Genomic DNA, 19653 nt, shown 5'->3' on the forward strand with positions numbered 1-19653 from the left:
CAGCGTCAACGCCTGCCCTTCGCCGTCTTTCGCTTTCGAGGCTTACTACGTTCTAGCCTACTAAGGGCGATCTCGACATCCTTTATTGCCTTCTTGAGCTGCTTCTCGCGATCCCCGAGAATGCTCTTGAGCTCTTTTCTTTGTTTTGCCGTCAATGTGCTAAAATCGATCACCTTCGTAAATGCGATGAAGGCCATTACCTACCTCCCGATGGCGTGGTCGTCAGGCGGGGCTCACTACGTGGCAACGAAATGCGATATTGTCCGCTATCATCGACCTATAGTCAAACGGCATTTCAGGAAACGGTAGCACTGCAATTTAACACTACGAGAACGTTCACCGCCGCTTTTTCTTCCCAAGTTGCGACGGCCGCTGGGTGCGTTTCGTGCGCGCGACCCGACCGGACTTTGCCGACGCCGAGTCATGCTGGGGCATTGATCGCGGCAATGAGTCACCCAGCGTTGCAATCCGAACTTGATCGAGCTGATTGGCGAGGCTGTCGGGATTGACGACATCACGGCCAAGCTGGCTCAACCAGACAAATGCACTGTCAAGGGTGCGCAGTTCAGGCGTCTGGTATGACAGCAGATCTCTGTAATATGCAGCCGCCTCTTCGCAAAACAGTTCTCGCGCGATACAGTTTACGAGCCGCCGCACTCCGTACTTTATGCCGGTGATGGCGGCTCCCGAAATGCCATGGCTCAGCATCGCTCCGAAGGTAAAGTTGTGTAATCCGCGCAAGAACGGAGCGGCGCCGCGGCGTCGCTCCACGAATTCAAAGGCTTTGCCCAAATATGGATAGCGCGCGAGCGACTCGCTTTCCTCGCCGGGTGGAGGCTTGAAGCGGTCGCGCCAAAGAGCAATCTCTTCATGAAAGAGGGCAAGCTCCGGACGTGCCGAGAGATCCATCTCGACTCCGTTTGCAAAAATAACGAAATCGAAATCAAAGCTGCGATCTCCACTTCGGGCTCTTGCGATACCGCCTGCATCGTCGACGACACTCCATCCGCAGTCGGAGTGCCAGGCAAAATTCTCAAACCTGCGACACCGCCAGTAGGAGTCCTGTGTGGGCGGGACCGCGAGTTCCTCGAGAATGCGGCGCATAAATCGCCAGCGATCCAAGTCCGCCAGTTCGCCGAAATGGCCCAGCATACCAGAAAAGTTCATCCAGGTGAGTGGATTGACTCGAGGCATTTCCGAACGGCGGAAGCATAGATCTACTTGGGCGGCACCCGCCTCAAGTGCTAGGGCTGCGTTGTCGAAGGCCGATGCACCGGCACCGAGAATACCGATGCGCTTTCCCGCAAGCTTGCGAAAATCGATATCATCGGCTGAATGCGCATAGAGATCTGCCGACAAATGAGCAACAAGTGACTTAGGAGCCCGCCAGCTGCCGCTCCCGTCAAAGCCCGTTGCTAGAACGATCTTTCTTGCATGCACCCGCTCGATCCCGTCAGAACGACGGAGATGAGCAAGGAAGATGTCATCCACGGGCTCAATCAGCAACAACTCTACATCGTTTTCGACCGGGAGAGCCAAGACGTCGCGGTACCAATCCAGATAGGCTCGCCATAGTCCTTGATGGAGCGTATCTATCCGCCCCCATGCTTGCCTCCCAAATTTTTCCTCGTACCAAGCCCGCACCGTTAGACTTGGAATACCGAAATCAATGCCAGTCACCTCTTTCGGCGTGCGCAGCTGTTTCATCCGAGCGAAACTTCGCCAGGGCCCTTCAAAACCACGCCGGCGACGATCAATGATCCTGAAGTTTGTTATACGCTCAAGCCTCAATCCGAAGGCAATTCCCAAGCCGCTCTGTCCACCGCCGACAATCAGCACGTCGAGAACTGGCACGCCGTCCTTGAATCGGGGGACGGTCCACTCCCGAGCGGGATAGTCCAAATAAGTTAGCTCGCGCCGAACGCGCTTCGTGAGTTGGGAGACGCTCATGGGACGCCCCTGCCCTGCGATCTCGCAAGACGAGATCTTGCTTTTCGACTTCGTTCTGTCCCATTATCATAGCTCTAAGTTCAGGAAAATCGACGCTCGGCCCCGACCTTGCAAGTTCTTGACCCTGCGACGACGGAGATAAAACAGAGGCGATCGGAAGGCCGCAGCTCTTACGTATTTGCCCGATTCAGTCGCCGTTGGCGTGCCCGACCCTTGATTTGGCGCGCGCAAGAAACCCGATCACGGCAGATCAAACTGCGGTCAGGACGGGGTGATTCCAGCCCGCTCAACGGTCGTGAGGAGCCGTGATCCTCCAGTCAGCCGGGACTGTATTCGGCGACACTCCGCAGCACCGATAAGTTTTTGTTGGAAACCTTATCAGTCGACGAACTGACTCCGTTTGCGACCAAACCTTGTCAGTGATCTGAGGAGAAGGTCATGCGGCTGAGCCCGCTAACAGATGCAGCCCGAAGAGATGTACATTGCTAGAGCTGACCGTTCAATGATTTGAGCGGAGCGCTCATAACGGTCTGGTTGCAGGTTCGAGTCCTGCCGGGCCCACCACGAAATCAAATGGTTTATGTTTGCTGAACAAGCGAATGCAGCGCCTTCACCGCGGCCTCCCGGCTCTCCATAGGGAGAAACAGACTGACCGAATGCGGCGACAACACGTACGTATCGGGCACGATCCCATGAGCCCTGAGAACCCGCAATGCCCTGAACGGCAATTCCGAGGAAACGCCGCCAAAGCAGGTGAGCCAGCCGATCCTGCGAACGGCGCACACTGGCCGGCGAAAGTATGAGTAGAGGAAATAGGAAACCTCTTCTCGCTGCTATTGAACAACTTGACCCGGAACAGCCTTCGGACGCCCTCCCTGACCGAATTCGACAACTGCACAAGGTGTGCCGACGACCTTCGGGGCATCCAATTGCTGCCTTCCGTTGGGCGTGGAGCAGCCATTTCCCCACGCATCGAATGTCACCGATGGATAATAGACCGGTTGTACTGCCCTCTGACGCTTGGGATTTACAGATGGCTGTTCATCAGAGGGGCCGAACTCAATTTCGTCGTCGCCGCTAACAGCGGCTATCTTAGTTGTGGGCTGCGAGCTTGGTGTCGCTTGCTGGGTGACAAGTGGCTGCTGTCCCGGAGCTGCTTGAGCCGGCCGCCCTGGGGGCGGCAGCTCAAGTATGCGATACGTCCCCTCTCTTGCAGCCCTGGCGCACTCCTTACCGTGCTCCTTGCCGCAGACGATTTTGCCAGCACCGGCCGCTAATTCCCCGAACGGCCTTTTCAAATCCTTCTGAGGGTTGAAATCGAGCGCGGATGAGACCGTTGGCCAAAGGCATAGTGCGGCAGCTGCAAAAGTCCACGGCTTCTTAGCGGTCATAGCGCCTCGTTCCTGCCATTCTGAGGCGAGCCTTAATGAGACTGAACATTGGCCCCAGGCGTTCCGCAGCGTGCTCGAATCAGTGGCCTCGCCGCATCTTTCGGAGACTATCGACCTCCCACAGCGCAAGCCTTCCGCGAAATGATCGATGCGGTGGACCTTGAAATTGTTTTCACCCACGGCGTCCACAAAGATCTGACGAAAGCGAGCGTGTTCTATTTCATCGGGATCGTGAGGAAGGGCGCTGCTATGCCCGCTTGGGCCGCTAAGGCTCGCTAGAAAGCGTGCACTAAGACTGTCGTCGACGATGCCTGCGACATCCCGTCATGTCAGCAGAGCCGCAACCTTCGCCATGATGGCCCGAAAAACGTCATTCATTGTAGGGTAGCGATAGGCTGCAAACCGAGAGCGGGACGTCGCCGTGAGGCCAATTACGTGTTTGGCCATTTCGTTCAGGGGTAGAAGGAAGTAGTCAACAACCTCTCTGTTTGTTTTATCCAATCGCAGCGCAAGAATAAGTTCGGCTGGTTCAACGCTCCGCCGGTGAATCAACCAAGTGGGTGCGTGGTGCCGCCCAGCGTAGTAGCGCGCCATGCGTAGCGAGATGGCGAGTTTGCCGGCAACCGTCATCACTTCAGTGTCAGCATCAAAGACGGCGGAAACCCCACGCGATTTAATCTGAGTGAGAAGAATTTCCACCTGCCTCGACAACTCGGCATCAGACTGTTGTCGCGCGTCGATGGAGTCGTAATCCCGCGCACATAGCCGACACGGCGAAAGGCTTCTCGCAGGCTTCCGAATCGATACGCATATAGTGCGGCACTCGGCATATTGTCCGTAGCGGCAATAATCGAAGCGCTGAGCTTTCCATTGATGGAGAGCGTCTCTCGCAACTTCTTCAGTAGCTGCTCATTCGACAATCTGCCGTATTGCTCCTTCAATAGCTCCTGAGCCTTGCGAAAGATCGCCTTGTCAACGATTGGCTCATATAGACCTGTCACCCGAACCCATAGCTCTGGGGGATTCTTCTTCCGTACCTGCTTTAGCCGAAACGCCGTGCGATTATAGACGCTGTTACCAATATAGGCCTCGTTAGTGAGAATGTTGCGGATGATGGCCTCTGACCACGGCGTTCCTCGATGGTTAGGCACACGTTGGTTGTTTAGCCAGCGAACGATGGACGCCCGCGATCGACGACGCACAACGTACTCTCGAAAGATCTGGGCGACTGTTCGCAGCTCGTTCTCCGGGCCGGGCTGGATCACTACCCGATCCGCTTGCAAGTGTTTGAGCTGGCGTTTTAGTAAAATGCCCTTCGAGCACCCATTTTCATCGACTAACTCGCGTTGAAGGCCATACACAGCGGCCCCGCCCTGCTTGAAGCCCAGGCTGGCAACGCGGCAGGCACCGGCATGAACCCGCACCGAAAGCTCTCTCGAATATTCGGCGGCCATCACCCGCTTGATATTCTTCACAATGCTTGCAATCGCACTGCCGTCGTTGTCGAACTCCTCGGCGTAGTAGCAGACCTTGACTCCCGCTTGACGGCAGATGAACTCGTAGTAGGCACTCTCGTCGATGTCCTGGAATCGACCCCACCGGCTCACGTCATAAACGAGGATGTGGTCGAAGTCTGTTCGACCACCACGCACGTCCTCAATCAGCGCAGTAAGCCCCTCGCGCCATTGTATACGAAGGCCGCTTCAACCTTCATCTTTGTAGGTGCGAACGATCGCGAGATCATGCTGCGCGGCGTAGACAGCGATAGCGGCCGCCTGGTTTTCAGTCGAATAGCGCTGGTGCTCCGTCGACATTCGCACATATTGGGCTGCGCACCCGGCGCTTGTCGGCGTCAGCAGATCGGTCCGTGGACGAACGATCAACGCATTGGCCATGTGATGCCTCCGCAAAGGCGGTCACCAGAGCAATGAAAGGCCGTGCTTGCTCAGCCATCCTATCACGGCCGAGCAGACGAGGGAAAACAGGCCGCCCCACAGCCAAGAGCGCCCCCGCGCTGCACTGATGGATCTCAGATACAGGAACGCCCCAAGCAGGGTTCCGTAGTTTCGCCTGAAATCGCCGTTGAGCTTAGCGATCTTGGACAGATCGCAAGAGGGTTCGACTTCGTCAGCCATCACGCTGGCCTCCAGTGGTTAGAGCCAGCGCCCTATGAACCACTGTTTTGCCCGACGGAGCAAGCGGAATTTCGGTAAATCAAAATATTTTGGCTGACCTTTTTGTCGATGTTGACCTATGGGTTGCGCTCTAGATCGTGCACGGCACCCAACCTGTGGTTGATTACATTCTTGCTGCGTTTTATATGATGCACACCTCTGACGTGCTTGAGTTCGGCCATGTCCAGGTTTGGAATGCTCATCGAGCTGATCGGATACGGAGTGGCGCGTATCGTCCTGCCATTCCTGTCGTTGGGGCGGGTCTATGTCGAGGTGTTCAGCGCGACCCCGGAGCCATGGCGGTGGCCTGGCTACCGCCGCGATGCGACAGGCCGGATCGAATTGCGACAAGCCGCGGCCGCATGGATCGGGTTCGGGATGTGCCTCTTGGTGCTGCTCGCGATCATCGCCGTGTTTCACGGCACGTTGTTCTGGGCACGGCTTGAATATCGGCAAATGGTAGCATAGCAGCTCGACCAAGAGCCGGTCTCTGAGCGGGCTGAATCCATGACCGGTACTCCAGGTACTCGAAGGAAAACGCGGCTACGAACGGCCCGTTCCTTTGCTCAGTCCTTTGAACGAGCTAAGCGCAACCCAAGAGGACGCGATGGCATCCGCTCCAGCAAACGAGTATCCGGCAATCGCATGAGAACCGCGCCCGCAGACAGCGGGAGTCTCCGCTCACTCGCTTGCAATAGGTTGTTGAAATTTATTTTATGACTTGTTTTCGCGTGAAGTGACTTTATCTCCGCGCCATGGATCTCAGTGACACCCAGGACTACGCGATTCAGGCAAAGCTAGCCGGAGTAATAGGCGCGACCGTTTTCTACCGCGTGTTCACTGGCGTCAGATTTGCTGAAGTGGATGGACCGCTTTTATACGTCCATGCGAAGGACGAAAGCATCGCCGCGGAGATCGAAGATGACTTCGCCTTGGTGATTGCGGATTTGGCTACGGAGATCTTGAAACACTTGATTGAGGTCGTCGTCGTGCTACCCAAAGTATTTCAGTAACGGCTCTCTCGCGGCTTTCAGGCGGCGTTTTGGGGTTGACCAGTTTTTCCCGATACCTCAGGCTATTCACGGGCAGGGTTTCGAGGAAACGTAATGCCGAAAACCCTTTTGGAATTCCGAGCGCAGAACCTTCGTTTACTTGAGCAGCTGTGTCCCGATGATCCGCGCTACATTCAATCGTGGATAAAGCAATTCGACGAGCAGAACGGCATTAGGCCCGAAGCGCCTCAAAAGCGGGGTACTGCTCCACGTACGAAAACCGTGTCCCTCGCCCGGACCAACTAGGCTGCCTTATGGCCGTTAGCTTCGCACGATCCGATCTACGCGGATGGTCCTGTCAGGAGAAACCGCGATTGTCGATGTCGAGGAGCAAATATCTGGCGATTCACATTTGTTGTGGCGGGAAGAACAGCACCGGGAAGATTCGGCAAACCGGGCTGGTTGAATAGTTCACCTAGACCCTTAACCCGGTTCATTTGACCGTGCGCGGGCCGCAGCGACTAAATCGCTGCGGCCTTCGTCGTCGAAGCGGGTCGGGTCAATGAACGGCATATTTACCGTCGCCATCCTGCAAAGCCTTTGCATTGCTGCTGAGGTCACCGGGCGTCAGAGCGTCAGAAGGTGCCGCTTAGCGCCGAGCGGATAATGACCTCAGACGGCATGGTGGTCACGTCCTAGCTAGGACATCCGTGCTGGCAAATCAGAGCACTCGTACTCCGCTTGCCATATCGCCAGCGATCCGGCGCAGATGCATGCTGACCTTTGCTGGCGGATATCCCTTCTCGGCCTCAACTTAGCCCGCCAGCGAGTTAAGGCCGCTTTTGCGGCGACTCAGTGCGCCGTTGTCATTGCGGGCTGCGAGGTCGGCTACTGAGCTGATGCTGATGCGCAGTGAACGGTGTGGATGCGCTCGTGACAGGATTATGAGCAGCCATATGGTGACCTTGCGCACCCTAAGAATCTCAGCCACTAAGCCGCATCTGTCTGGTGGCCTGCGGGGCTGAATTGAAAACGACCGGAGAACGTCCCTACGCCGATCCTGAAGCTGCCGCGCGCAAGCTCCTCGAGCTCGCCGGCCAGGTTGAGCCAGTCCAGGACGGCCGGATCCATATCGAGAAAATCAACGCGCTGTTTCTGTTCACACTGAAGGCCAGTGGCCCGGAATTTGGCGCCGGCATCAGGTACGCCGTCCAGCACGGTTGGCTTGAGCTGCACGAGAGCGGGACTTACGTGCGGGTGCTACCGCCAGGTGAAGGCCTGCTGCGTCAGTAGAGCAGCATTAGCGACATCCACGCGGCCAACGAGGCGCACAGGCCAATTCCAAGGTAAGGCAAAACGAGGCGCATCGGCTTCCCCTCCGAAACGCGAAATATTTGCGAGCTTCGCATGCGCGGCTGGTTTTGGCCAGGAATCTAAGGTTGCACATCGATATGGGCTCGCCGCCGAGCTGGCCGAAGCGGCACCGGCCCCGTCAAACCGGGGGCTGTCCTATTCAAATGAATTTGGCCGGCAATCGAGCCTTACTCTTTCGGGAAAGTCTGGTAGTGGAGCCCGATGAAGACTTATCGGGCTTTGGTCCTCACGCTTGAGGGGCAGATTATCCACTCGGTTGATTTGGTCTGTGCGACTGAGGAAAACGCCCGAGCACTTGCTGAGCGGCTAGCTGAAAATAACCCGGTTGAGCTGTGGGACGGAGCGCGGCGGATAGCGCTTTTCGAACCCAAGAAGACCAACCGAGGCGGCCTCACTCATCCCAGACGCGTTCGCCGCACCGGCATTCGTAGAGACGAACCGTCTTGCCCCGTCTCGGGTCAAGCATCGAATGCAGCAGGCGAGGAAACGCGGCGCAGGTCGGGCAACGCGGCCCCTGATCCTGCACCGGCTGCTTAGGCAATTCGGCTTCCTTCCCGTCAGACAAACTCACCCCCTCAGAGAGGTGATTCGTATAAGCACCAAAGTGAACACTTGTTCCCAGCGGGGATTGCTAGTCCGCCTCGTCCTTGACCGTTCGGACCCGCTCTGCTCGCCGTGCAAGGTCGTCGTAGCTCTCTGCCACCCTGCGAAGTGTTTCCTTGGTTTGATTGTGCTCGCAATTGGCCGCCTTCGCCCGGAATTCCTCCGCGCGCTCGCGGAAGTACTTGGGTGAGTAGTTGCGCTCGATGCCCATGACGCCAATCCCCGTTGGTCGTTCATGTTGATTGTTGGACGTGAGGTCTAGGTTTCTCCTTGCACGCCGAGGGCGCTAAATAGCCTCTCACTCAAAAGCACGAATGCATAAGATGATCCTCACCGGTCAAGAGGAACACGCCGCCAAGTGAGACCTCACTGCTTCCTCAGGCGTTCGATCTCGATTGTGAAGCGTACCCGCATGACCGGACCGGTATCGTCGCGGACCTCAATGGCGGCCTCGCCGGGTTTGATAGGACGGTGCAAGCTTTCTCGGGCCGCGTCGGTCATGGCTTGCGTGGCTTCCCGCTCTACGCCCTCCATGTCCGTGAACTCCAAGCCTTCCTCGTCAACGACAAGGCCCTCTTCGTCGAGCAGATCGAAGTAGTAGCGCGCCATCTGATCCCGCCAGTCTTTATTCCGGTCAATTAACGTATGTTGGCTTCGTTCCAATTTGGACGCCGCGGAACCGCCGGACCCAAAACACCGGGACGGCCAGCTAGGTGGGCACCGTTAATTGGGCCCGCTTGCGTGCCCCACTGTATTACCGCACTTCGAGTTCTTTGATCGCGAGAGCCGATATCTGGGCCGGTTCATGGACGCCGCTTTGGGCGATCTTGATGATCCTCTTCGCGATCATTTCGGCCAGGGGATCATCGCGATCCTTGACGCAAAGAGTATTGAGCGCTTGCCCGTAAGCTGCCGTGATGCGGCTGACCATTTCCGGCTCAATCGCGGCATCTTGAATTAGCTGATGAATAACACCCATCTCTCAACGGCGGGCGCGCCCAACTGCCTCCAACTCTTTCAGGATGCGTTCCCGATGCGCTACGTGGCAGACTTGCAGCTGGCAATAGCTATCTAGCAAATCCACCGCCAAGCCCGTGTCGTGACCGGCCAGCGCTAGTTCGTCAATGATTTCGACCTGCCGGGCAATATGGCGCTCACCGAGTGCAACGTGCTGCTCGGCTTCCGCTAAGTGCTGGCGCACCATGGGAAGGTCCATGGGTTCCATCTTCGCACGAAAGCGGAATCGGACCTAATTACAATCGCAGAGGGCGGCCTATTCTTCCGTCTGGTAAGGCAGCGGAATGAGGTCGTGATGCTTCCGCCCCAAGAAAGTATCGGGCGGCGGCCGGCTCAATAGCTCGACCGATCTTACCACTATGTCGCGGTATCTGGTCCAAAGGTGAGCGATGTCGGCCTCCAAATTCTCAGGTCGATAGACGGTGAACCTCTGTTGCAGCATCGTCTCCCTCCCATGCTGAGACGAACCATAAGCAAGCTTCCCCAGACGGAATTGTCGAAGGGAAGACCGTGAATGCTGTGTAACACATCCGAAGTTCAGCGGTTCCCCCCGGAACCGCAAGGCCACGGGGGACGGCTTACCGCCCAGGGAGGACGGCAGGAACGTTGGCTAATGCTCAAGTTTGTTTTCTGCCGGGCTTGCCGCTGAGCCCAGGCGGAGCGGCCCCGGCCATACCCCCCAAGCCTCTGCGAGCCGGGGCTGTCTCTCCGCCCTGGAAGAGGGGCATTAAAAGCAGGGGAATAAAAATCTGCCGGCGCCTCTACGGCTTCCAGCTGGACCCGCACCCAACGTGCTCGCCTCCCGCTGGTTAATTCGATCGGCTCTCAGCTTCTCCTAAAGAACCGGAGAGAGTGCGGTATGCTCCTTCTGCCTGCTCTCTCGTTAAATTGGCTGCCCAGTCGGTGCCGATCAGCGCTGGGCCTCTGCGCTCCCGATCGTAAACCATCCAGCCGGCGCCGCCCATTCGAACAAGAAATCTCCCTGCCCTCGGCCCTCTTTCACTCACCATTGCCTCCCGTTTCCTGGTTAGGATGCAAATTAGGTTGTGCTCATTCCGGGATTGCATTTCCATGTATGAAACAGGCAAGCCAAAAATGCAATTCCGGGGCCGGCCCAACGAGGTGGCTTGGTAAAGGCGGGGGTTCCCCAGCGCTGGCGAAACAGTAGCGCGGCAGCAGATCAATTGATTCGCATTTGTGTGTTTGGGCCCCTATCTCTGATCCCAGGTCACTGGAGTTTCGCGTATGGCCTCGCCTTCCATTATTCCGAACGATCGGCTCGACAGGGACTTCTATCTGGTCCTGGAGGAGTTCCGGGACGGCGCTGCGTTTCGCGAGACTGACGAAGGCGTCACCTACGCCACGCTGATCGGCGACATGCTCACCGGCCAATACGATCGCGTTGCCGGCGAAGGCCACGAGATCTCCGAGGCCTTGAGAGACTTCGTCGAGAGCCAGCTCGGCCGCGCGATCGGCATCCAGTTGGCGCTCCCACTGCGGATGGCGAGCTATGCCTCGTGAAGGCAAACCGCAAGGCGATTGAGGGCCGCAACGCGAGAGCGATCACTTCGTCCGCTGCACGATTTGCGGCGAGTTGCTAGACATGCGCGACCTTGGCGATGTGCTCGAACATCTGCACAGGCAGCAGGTCGAGGAAGAGCCGACACAGCATTGAAGGGAGGTCCGACATGACTTGCGCGCGCTGCAACGGCACGCACTGGGTTTGCGAGAACCACCCCGAGCGCCCGTGGGAAGGGTCGAAGGCCTGCGGCTGCGGCGGCGCGGGTGCGCCCTGCCCCGTCTGCAACAGGGTCGGCCCGGACGAGATGCCATTGCTGCCAACGGATTTGAAGCCAGCTTTACGACCACCGACATCATGCGCCCATTCCTTCGCAAGCCAACAAAACAATAGTCGCTCTGAGCTACCGAGACCCCTTTCTGACGATGCGTAAAGCGTTTGAGTTTTGCTTACCGACGGCCGCCAAGGCTGTCCCTGACGGCCCCGACTGGATTCACGAAATCAAATGCGACGGCTACCGCCTGATAGTGCCGCGTCGCCCGAACGCATCTTCGCCGCACCGTTCGAGCAGGGCAAGATCGGCCTGATCCGTTCCGGCATGACTGCCTGATGGCCTAGAAGGAAGGCGATCGCGCTTATCGCACCGGTCGCTGCGACCACTGGAGCTCACGGCGTTCGGCCGCGTCCTCGAGAGCTTCGACAGCACGAAAAGTTACGCCCCCTGAGCGGACGCATGTAGGGAACGGCTCCCGCGCACAAAAAGCGCCCCCGGACAGAAACAATCTCGCATCGACCGCATTGCATGGTTTTCCCGGATGGTAAGTTCGATGCGTTCCGGTCAAGCCAAGACACCCACCGATCAAAAGTCACGACCGGCACTCGGCGAGGGCCTGGTCCAGGTGCTTTTCCTCGTCGCAGTCACGGCCGCGATGACCGGATGGCTTTACTTTCTCTTTCGCGTGCTGACTTCGGTCGCGGCTTGGCTCTTGGCGTGAGCCTTGAGCGCGAATGCCAGACATTCTCGCCCTCAGGATTCGCTCGAACGACGACCGCTTCAAGCTCCATCTCGCGCGTACTAGATGCGGTAATGGGCCCTGCTCCGAGCAAGGGTCATGATGGTGGCTGTCCCCCGATAGATGATCAAACGGGGTCACGACTTGAGTCGGCCCCAAGCATCTGGAGACGGAGGACAGCCGTGGAGAATTATGCCGGAATCGACGTTTCATTGGAACTGTCGAGCGTGTGCGTTGTGGATGCACAGGGTAAAATCCTAAAGGAGGCGAAGGTCGCCAGCGAACCCGACGCCTTAGTCGAATTTTTTGAGACGCTCGGCTTTGCAGTGAAGCGGATCGGGCTGGAGGCAGGGCCGCTGTCGCAATGGCTGCATGCGGGCCTGAAAAGTGCAGGATTCGAAACGGTTCTGCTGGAAACGCGGCACGTGAAGGCCGCACTGTCGGCGATGACGGTCAAGACGGATCGCAAGGATGCCCGCGGGATCGCCCAGTTGATCCGGATGGGATGGTTTCGGCCGGTACACGCAAAGTCGGTTGATGCGCAAGAGATCCGGGCACTCCTGATCGCACGCAAACAGCTTCTCGGGCGGCTGATCGATATTGAATTAAGTATCCGAGGGATTTTGCGCGGCTTCGGGCTCAAGGTTGGCCCGTTGACGCGGAGGAATTTCGAAGCCCGGATCCGAGAGCTGGTTGCTGGTCAGTCGACATTGGAGCGCATTGCCAGTGCGATGCTTTCGGCACGATCGGCCTTGACGGCAGAGTACGGAAGGCTGCACAGGGCTGTGCTGGCAATTGTGCGTGACGACGCAGTCTGCCGCCGGCTTATGACAGTGCCAGGCGTTGGTCCCCTGGTGGCTGTTACCTACAAATCGGCGATTGATGACCCTCGTCGCATCGTAAAGTCGAAGGCGGCAGGCGCACTGTTCGGGCTTACGCCAAAGAAATACCAATCGGGCGAAAAGGACGTCACAGGCGGGATCACGCTGGCCGGCGACATAACGGTGCGCGCGGTGTTGTATGAAGCCGCCAACGTTTTGCTATCGCGCATCACGCGGTTCTCAATACTGAAGCGCTGGGGGATGGACATCGCCAAGCGGCGTGGCTCGAAGCGCGCAAAAGTCGCCCTGGCACGCAAGCTCGCAGTGATCCTGCATCGGATCTGGGTCGACGGCACAACTTATCGATGGACTGACGTCGGCTCGATCGCAGCATAGAAGACGTGGAGGAGATCAAGAACGCAACCGGGATAATCTGAATCCCGGTGCCCGAAGTCCCGTCGCCGGGACGGTGGATCCGGTGAAGCCGTTACACGGCCAGTGGTCGTCATCTGATGAACCACGCGTATCTAGATAGGCTCACCGCTCCCTCTGACAGCATGATGTGGCGGCCAGGCGTTGACCACGGACAGAAGCATGAGCCCGGCGACGAGACGTTCACTCGGGAGGCTTGACATCATCGGGCCCATTACAGAAGGCCGTGTACCCATAAACCCGGCGGCGTGATGCGACTAAAGCAATGTCTGCTTTGCCCCTATAGCGACCGACTTCGGGCGGCAGCGCGTTATGTCGTGATGGGCCAAGAGGAGACGTTTCCTCGGCGCTTCGGAGGAGATCGTCAAAGTCTGAAACAAGCCGGCCGCAAATCTTTAGGAGATGACAGCCCGGGTGTTCCCGCGCGACGGTACGCTCGGTGAGCTCCGGTGCCGACGCGATCGGCCTTGGCCCGTGTTGTTCGCACGGCGTGTTCTCACGCATGTTCCGGAGCGCCGGACATAGCGCAGTGCGGACAACGCGCGACCTGCCCGCTTTAAATCGGATTCGTCGTCGATCGCTAGCGCGGCTCGCATCTCCGGCGTTGAAAGTGCCGGCAATTCGTGAGGCCAAGGAAACGCAGACGCAATTGTGCAAGTCCGCCATCGCGTTAGGTCGAACGTGGCGACAGTGAGGATCCTGAGAGCGCCAAATCTTGGATGTGCAGACAACCACTTAGCCGCTCTTCGGCGACAATGCTTTTATCTTGCGATACGCCGCTGCTCTTTCTTGACTTACTCAAGCTTCTTCTCTTTGCCGCGACGAAATCCGCCGATGCACTCACCAGCGCTCCGCTCGTCATCCATTGATCTGAAAAAGGGGCGATAATGACGCTGAAATTTCGCGCCAAAGCACACGGGATTTCCGCTGTTTGCCGGCGCATTTTGGGAACGCGGCCCGTACGGAAGTAGGAGAAATACGACCTGAAAGCGCGGCCAGAAAAGCATCGACAACCTTCAGTCTCAAGGCAAAATTCCACTCCGTGCGAGTGCGTTTCTTAGATCGTAGTGGGATGTCTCGCAGGCTGTTCAGCCGGGCTCGCTCCGCCACGTGGGCCTGATTAAGGGCGCTTCCGCGCCAGTCGGCGATATCCAAAACTTGGTATCCGAGAGACAGGAAAGGGCTCCCGCGCGATGCGCGAGAGCCCAACATTTGACCTAGCCGACAGGATTCCAGATCAGGAAGAAGCCACCGTCACCGTCGAGGCCGACCGTTCGACCGAGGTCGGCGCAGAGCTTGCGGATCCCCAGGCCGGGTGCTGCGAGTGACAGGCTGACGTAGTCCCTTCCGCGGCTCTCGCCACTCAGAATCCGACGGATCCGACCTCAACCCCTTGGGTGAAGATGCGGAAATCTGCTGGGTTATCGCCGGACTTTTCGCGGTTCCGCACGGTGTCGATGTCGGCGCAAATGGGCAGGAATTTGAGCTGGCCCCTGAAACCGCCGTGAGTTGTGCGGGTAACGAATCCGATAGCCGTCATGGTCTGTCTCCTTCCGTTGCCGCAGGGGCCGATGCCCTGCGATGGCGAGACCGTCATGGCGGGCGGCACGCAGCCGAACCCTTGGGACGAAGCGCAGCGGCGCACCCGAGCCCGCGCCTTTTTGCAGCGAGCGACCGCGAGGAACCGGCTTGCCGGCGGGGAAAAAAGGAGGCGTGCGAGGGTTTCGGATGGCGGGACGGCTGCCATAGGTCGTAGCGCCACAAGCGGGGAATCATCCTCTTCGGACGAAGCAGACAGGCCTTGCCGCAGAGCTATTCACCCGTACCAACGGCGCTTGGGCAACGCGTCGACGTATGCGTTGCCTCTCGAGTCTCTCGCGATCCCGAGCCGATTATCTCGCCGAGAAAGCGGCTCAATTTCGCATCCGAGGCGTGGTCCTGGTGCCGGCTATAAAGTCGAAGCCGGCGCTATTAGAGCGCATCCGAAGCTCGATGAGTTCGCCACTCGGCGCCTCGAACCGGCTTCAAGGTGCGCCGCGGATCCGCGGCGGCGCCCTCTTCTTGAGGGAGAAGATGCTCTTCTGCCTTCGTTCAAGGCGGCGCAAAAAACGCAAAAGCCCCGCCTCCGAGGAGGCGGGGCCGTTAATCCGAAGGCGATTAGTCGCCGCTGCGGCGCGACCAGATCAGGCTGAAACCTTCCTCGCCTTCGATCTTGACCAGCGAGGCGTAGATCGGAGCCGGGAAGCTCGGATCATCTAACTTGACCGAGAGATATTCGCGGTCGCTGTCGCGAACCGTCTTCTTCCAGGCGGCGCCGAATTCGGTCGCTCCTGCGAAAATCCGGTAGTCGGGAGCCCTGTCGTTGTCCTTCTCGGAGGCCGTGAACTTGGCCTTGATGTTCAGCGTCAGCGTCTTGATCGCGCCGGTGTAGCCGTTGTCCGAAGCGGTGAAAGTGCCGATGGTCGCCATGGTCATCTCCGTCTGTCTGTTGCTCGGGCCGCGCCCATCGCAGCCTCGATGGCGATCCTTGGCCCGGGGAGCGATCGGCCCGCAGCCGCAAGGCCCGCAGCGGCAGCGGAGGACGGCGAAAGCCTGCTTTTTTGTCTTCCCGCGAGGAATGCCGCCGCTTGGCGGCAGGGGAAAAAAGCAGGCGTGAGCTGTTGCGGGAAAGCGATCGAGGCTCTTGCCGTCCCTCGGGCCTGATCAGCCAATCGGGGGTGCGTTGGACGCGAGCCCATGACCGAACTGACGGCGATGACCATGGCTGCCACGGCCCGCCACAGCATTGGAAAACGGCGGGATCGATCAGAAAAAAAGCCAACGTCTGCGCGTCAATTGCAGGGCGATTCACCGGACAAACCAAACGAATCCGACCACATTTTCGCATTATCAAACGACGGCGGCGGCCAGAATTTTCTCGCCCGATTGCTCAGCCGCGACGTACGTGTCCGGACACGATCAAAGCCCCCGGCCTGATCGCTTCGTCCCAGCAAAAGAAAGGTGCGAAAGTTCGCCCCCGGTGCGACAAACGGCGCAGATCGGACGGGTCTTAGTCGCCGTTGGAGACGAGCTAGCGAGAGTAATTGCGCGTTCGCTTCAACTGAACCGGCCGCGCACCGTGAGGTGCGCGGCCCAAATTTAATGAGCGCCGGGCCGTTCTTCCGACCCCGGCTCACCTCTTACTCCGCTGCTTGCGCACGGAAATCATGGCCTTGCGTCTTGTTGGGCGCGGCGTCCTGATCCTCCGTCTTGGCCGTGCGCAGCAACGGCGGCAACCAGTCCGTTGCCGCCAACAGCTGCTCGGCGGCAGCTGCCATCTCGACTTTTTTCATTCCCGAGATGCGTTCGGCGGTCTCCTCGCTGACGCCTTCGCGGACGGCCTCAAGGATGCCAGCCTTGGTGACCCGGCCGAGATAACTCTGCACCGTCGGCCGCCAATATCCGGTCATTTCGAGGGCGACGGCCCCGGCCAAACTGCTGGCCGCCGCCAAGGCGCGCGGCCGGAGGTCAAATGGCAATTTGACCGCATTGACCGTCAATGCCGTGCAATGTGCGAACAGCGCCATGCGGCTGTCGTGGTCGAGTTCGGTCACGAACTCCCACAGCTTAGCGACGTCGCGCGGCATTTGCCTCGCCCAATTGGCATGGCGATCAGACCAAGCTTTCCCGGCCGGAGTGTCCTCGATTCCGACCGCATGCGTGGCCAAATCCGCCTTCACCGGTTGAATGCCAACGACATGGGCATTGGCCCCGACATAGAAGATCTGTGCGGCGAGCGCATGGGTGACGGCCACGATGGCGACATCGGGCTGCTCACTCAAATTGAGGCGCAGCCCCAAAGTGCGATGCGCGGTGAGGTCACCAATGAGCGTATCGGACAGCCTTTGTTCCCCGTCTTCCTCCTCGTTTTCTCCCTCATTCTCTTCACCATCGCGGGTGGCTTGATCGCCCCTTCCAACCTCCTCATCTGGAGCCTGAGCGTCGCCATCCTGCCCCGTCTCGGCATGGGGTTTATCGTCCTCGGGGCGGATGAAACCGCGTTCGATCCTGATGATGCCGTCATGATTGAGAATGACGAACGCACCGCCGCGTGCGACATCGCCGGGATCGTAGGCCTGCCGCTTCGCTTCGAACCGCTCTATCTGGTTCTCCAATTCACCGAACCGCGCATCCACCTCATCAGGTAGTTCCTCGGCCGTTTGATGCTGTTCGGTCAGCTGATCGAACTCGGTTTGAGCGACCTGAAGAGCGGCCTCATCTTCCGCCGAAAGCTCGACCGGATGCGGGTAGGCGCGACGCATGCCGTGGGCGTGCGGGAAGTCGAGATGGGGTTCGGTCCACTTCCATCCCTCGGCCGTCCGTAAGGCGTCCGCCTCCCGGCCAAGCCGTGCCATCACCAAGAGATCGAGCAGCACCACGTCTTCCAGATAGCCTCCCCGATCCTCGGTGAAGAGGTCGCGCAGAATCGTACCGCCCGCCTCGATGTAAGCATCGAGCCCGACAAACCGCGCGCGGCGATCCGTTGCGGCGATGTGAGCCTCGATGAGCAGACGTCTGATGGTGCTGGCGTCGCGATCGTAAGGCAGGCGCTCATAAACGCTTTCCTGCCGCGTCTGATCGTCGGTGATGGCGAAGGCCATCAACTGCTCAAGGATCAGATCGCCGTCGCGATAGAGCTGGATCAATTTTGGTGAAACCGCACCCAGCCGGAGGCGTTGCCGCACCACATGCGGCGTCACCCCGAAGCGCGCGGCGATTTCCTCCGCGCCAAAGCCACGCTCGTCCGCAAGCTTCCTGAACGCCTCGAACTGGTCGGCGGGATGCATGTTTTCCCGGGTGACATTCTCGTCCAGGCTGATCTCGTGGGGGTCATTCGCGGTGTCGATGATGCAGCGGATCGGCTCGGTCTTCTTGATCTCCTTCCGCTTCACCCGCAGCAGCTGGGCAAGCCGCCTGCCCTCGCCGATGGTTACCAAATAAAACCCTGTAGTCTCGCCCTCTTCGTCCAACTCGGGCTCAACCACCAGATTTTGCAGGATGCCCTTGGCGGCGATACTCGCCGCATAACCCTCGATCGCCACCGCGCTATGCGGCGTCTTGCGCGCATTTTTCGGGGACTTTTTGAGCTTATTGAGCGGAATGAGAACTTCCGTCCCGCTCACGGGAGTGATTTCAACTGATTTGGCCGACATGATCATTCTTCCTTTTGCTTCCATGGGTGCAGCGCGCACTCCGCGCCTGCGCCCCTGCCCGTCGGCGAGACCGGGGGTAGCAAGTGCCAGGGCGACCCGAGCGGAGGGGGATCGCCCGCCCGCAAGGGCCGCTCGATAGAAGCGGGTCTGCACGGGCGCATGTCAGCCGTTCGAGAAGGTGACGCCGGTTGGAAAGCACGGAAGACCGGGGAGACCGCTCGGGTTGGCGCCGGCGTCAGCCGGCGCTTTACCCTGGCGCGCGCGAGGGGCGGAGCCCCTTAGATCTCGAGCGTTGGGAATTTTGAGCAAGTCAGCGCAGGTAAAAACAAGAGCAGAGTGAGAAAATCAAGAGAGGCACCCGCAGGAGGGTCAGCATAGCGCCGACGCGTAGCGGCGGGACCCGGGACCGAGTGCAGTCGCGAGACCGGTTATCAAGGCACCCGCGCGACGGGCAGTGATAGCGGTGCCGCGAAGCGGCAGCCCTTCGTGCGAGTGCCTCCGGCGAGCGACACATTATATGTTCTTGCGCGAGGGATCGAAGCCGAATGGCCGAGACGCAACGCGGCTCGGTTCACAAGAGTCCGGTGCGGCCATTGCCGCACGCGCACCGTTGAGGACAAGTCCCGCCACCGATCCTCGATCTTGTCCAACTTGCAGATACCACCAAGCCATTCAGGCCGGAGCCGCTATCCCACCTTGGAAAGATGCAGAAAACGGGGCCTAACGGGTTTTGCGGGTGCCGACTCCAGCAAATCCGCACGCCCCTACCGGAGAGATAGTGTGTGGGGTCAGCGATAGGACGGGTCCTCCGAGGAAACGACAGCTGGCCTTCATCGCGAGAAACGGCGCGCGGCCGGCGATGCAAGACAGCCGCTATCTCGCTCATCGAGCCTCGTCAGACTCAAGTTCGAGACTCAACACAAAGTGAGCAGCAAGACCGAGCATGATCTACGTGGCGGGATGGCATCCCGGTCCGGCGGCGGCTTGATCTCGATGCCGCTGCTTGCAAACTGCTCCGGCTAGCGCAAACCCAAAGCTCATGATCAAATACAGGACCTGTCGAAATCTTTGACGTGCGTTGGAGGGCCTCCGGCGCGGTCGGATATCTTCATTCTGGTTCATCGGGCTTCGGGCAAATAGGCCATTCGTTGCGTCACCAGAGCATGCAGCCACCC

At 58.9% G+C, this 19653-nt stretch carries 20 protein-coding genes and 1 pseudogene; 7 read left to right on the forward strand and 14 right to left on the reverse strand.

Annotation, left to right across the window (positions count from 1 at the left end; translation table 11 throughout):
- Positions 1-5: 5 nt before the first annotated feature.
- The 7 genes and pseudogenes from WN72_RS35345 to WN72_RS35375 form a co-directional block, all read right to left on the reverse strand.
- Positions 6-197 carry a hypothetical protein gene (locus WN72_RS35345; protein ID WP_092220816.1) on the reverse strand — a complete coding sequence of 64 codons (192 nt, stop codon included), beginning with the start codon at positions 195-197 and terminating at the stop codon, positions 6-8.
- Positions 198-336: 139 nt separating this feature from the next.
- Positions 337-1950 (reverse strand): NAD(P)-binding domain-containing protein, encoded by a 1614-nt coding sequence (locus WN72_RS35350; RefSeq protein ID WP_092220817.1) that lies wholly within the window; start codon positions 1948-1950, stop codon positions 337-339.
- Positions 1951-2783: 833 nt separating this feature from the next.
- Positions 2784-3341: a hypothetical protein gene (locus WN72_RS35355; RefSeq protein ID WP_143130868.1), complete on the reverse strand. Its 558-nt coding sequence runs from the start codon at positions 3339-3341 to the stop codon at positions 2784-2786.
- Positions 3342-3665: 324 nt separating this feature from the next.
- Positions 3666-3971: a hypothetical protein gene (locus WN72_RS35360; protein ID WP_092220819.1), complete on the reverse strand. Its 306-nt coding sequence runs from the start codon at positions 3969-3971 to the stop codon at positions 3666-3668.
- A complete protein-coding gene (locus WN72_RS35365) occupies positions 3971-4795 on the reverse strand; it encodes a recombinase family protein (protein ID WP_244554017.1) in 825 nt (274 codons plus the stop codon). Before WN72_RS35365 ends, WN72_RS35360 begins: the two co-directional genes overlap by 1 nt.
- A 9-nt stretch (positions 4796-4804) precedes the next feature.
- Positions 4805-5236 (reverse strand): annotated as a pseudogene (locus WN72_RS47185) (recombinase family protein); the annotation flags it as partial.
- 21 nt (positions 5237-5257) lie between these two features.
- Positions 5258-5476, reverse strand: a complete 219-nt coding sequence (locus tag WN72_RS35375; protein ID WP_092220821.1) for a hypothetical protein — start codon at positions 5474-5476, stop codon at positions 5258-5260.
- Between the two features lie 234 nt (positions 5477-5710).
- Here WN72_RS35375 and WN72_RS35380 point away from each other — a divergent pair, with 234 nt between their 5' ends.
- The 4 genes from WN72_RS35380 to WN72_RS48000 all read left to right on the forward strand — a co-directional run bounded on the left by WN72_RS35380 (position 5711) and on the right by WN72_RS48000 (position 8086).
- Complete coding sequence (locus WN72_RS35380) at positions 5711-5983, forward strand: hypothetical protein (protein ID WP_092220823.1); 273 nt, start codon at positions 5711-5713, stop codon at positions 5981-5983.
- Between the two features lie 287 nt (positions 5984-6270).
- Positions 6271-6528, forward strand: coding sequence for a hypothetical protein (locus tag WN72_RS35385; RefSeq protein WP_092221065.1), 258 nt, complete (start codon positions 6271-6273; stop codon positions 6526-6528).
- Positions 6529-7533: 1005 nt separating this feature from the next.
- A complete protein-coding gene (locus WN72_RS35390; RefSeq protein WP_092221062.1) occupies positions 7534-7800 on the forward strand; it encodes a hypothetical protein in 267 nt (88 codons plus the stop codon).
- Positions 7682-8086, forward strand: a complete 405-nt coding sequence (locus tag WN72_RS48000) for a hypothetical protein (protein ID WP_488226278.1) — start codon at positions 7682-7684, stop codon at positions 8084-8086. The genes WN72_RS35390 and WN72_RS48000 overlap by 119 nt, the downstream gene beginning before the upstream one ends.
- Before the next feature lie 426 nt (positions 8087-8512).
- Here WN72_RS48000 and WN72_RS35395 read toward each other — a convergent pair whose 3' ends face one another.
- From WN72_RS35395 to WN72_RS35410, 4 genes are all read right to left on the reverse strand, one after another.
- Complete coding sequence (locus WN72_RS35395; RefSeq protein WP_092221059.1) at positions 8513-8695, reverse strand: hypothetical protein; 183 nt, start codon at positions 8693-8695, stop codon at positions 8513-8515.
- Between the two features lie 155 nt (positions 8696-8850).
- Entirely contained in the window at positions 8851-9093 is a 243-nt protein-coding gene (locus tag WN72_RS35400) for a DUF6894 family protein (RefSeq protein ID WP_092221056.1), read from the reverse strand.
- A 145-nt stretch (positions 9094-9238) separates the two neighbouring features.
- Positions 9239-9463: a hypothetical protein gene (locus WN72_RS35405; protein ID WP_092221054.1), complete on the reverse strand. Its 225-nt coding sequence runs from the start codon at positions 9461-9463 to the stop codon at positions 9239-9241.
- Between the two features lie 3 nt (positions 9464-9466).
- Complete coding sequence (locus WN72_RS35410) at positions 9467-9700, reverse strand: hypothetical protein (protein ID WP_092221068.1); 234 nt, start codon at positions 9698-9700, stop codon at positions 9467-9469.
- 1046 nt (positions 9701-10746) lie between these two features.
- Here WN72_RS35410 and WN72_RS35415 point away from each other — a divergent pair.
- Together WN72_RS35415 and WN72_RS35420 are read left to right on the forward strand one after the other, a co-directional pair.
- Positions 10747-11022: a hypothetical protein gene (locus tag WN72_RS35415; RefSeq protein WP_092221047.1), complete on the forward strand. Its 276-nt coding sequence runs from the start codon at positions 10747-10749 to the stop codon at positions 11020-11022.
- Positions 11023-12215: 1193 nt separating this feature from the next.
- Positions 12216-13250 (forward strand): IS110 family RNA-guided transposase, encoded by a 1035-nt coding sequence (locus tag WN72_RS35420; protein WP_194482949.1) that lies wholly within the window; start codon positions 12216-12218, stop codon positions 13248-13250.
- Positions 13251-14649: 1399 nt separating this feature from the next.
- Here the strand turns inward: WN72_RS35420 and WN72_RS47195 are convergent.
- Together WN72_RS47195 and WN72_RS35430 are read right to left on the reverse strand one after the other, a co-directional pair.
- A complete protein-coding gene (locus WN72_RS47195; protein WP_244553650.1) occupies positions 14650-14826 on the reverse strand; it encodes a DUF736 family protein in 177 nt (58 codons plus the stop codon).
- Positions 14827-15443: 617 nt separating this feature from the next.
- Positions 15444-15755: a DUF736 domain-containing protein gene (locus WN72_RS35430; protein WP_092213042.1), complete on the reverse strand. Its 312-nt coding sequence runs from the start codon at positions 15753-15755 to the stop codon at positions 15444-15446.
- A gap of 267 nt (positions 15756-16022) precedes the next feature.
- Between WN72_RS35430 and WN72_RS35435 the strand changes: the two genes are divergently transcribed.
- On the forward strand, positions 16023-16262 hold the full coding sequence (locus WN72_RS35435) for a hypothetical protein (RefSeq protein WP_143130525.1): 240 nt from the start codon (positions 16023-16025) through the stop codon (positions 16260-16262).
- Positions 16263-16465: 203 nt separating this feature from the next.
- Here WN72_RS35435 and WN72_RS35440 read toward each other — a convergent pair whose 3' ends face one another.
- Positions 16466-18478: a ParB/RepB/Spo0J family partition protein gene (locus WN72_RS35440; protein ID WP_194482950.1), complete on the reverse strand. Its 2013-nt coding sequence runs from the start codon at positions 18476-18478 to the stop codon at positions 16466-16468.
- Positions 18479-19653: the final 1175 nt, after the last annotated feature.

This window comes from Bradyrhizobium arachidis (assembly GCF_015291705.1).
GTDB classification, from domain to species: domain Bacteria; phylum Pseudomonadota; class Alphaproteobacteria; order Rhizobiales; family Xanthobacteraceae; genus Bradyrhizobium; species Bradyrhizobium arachidis.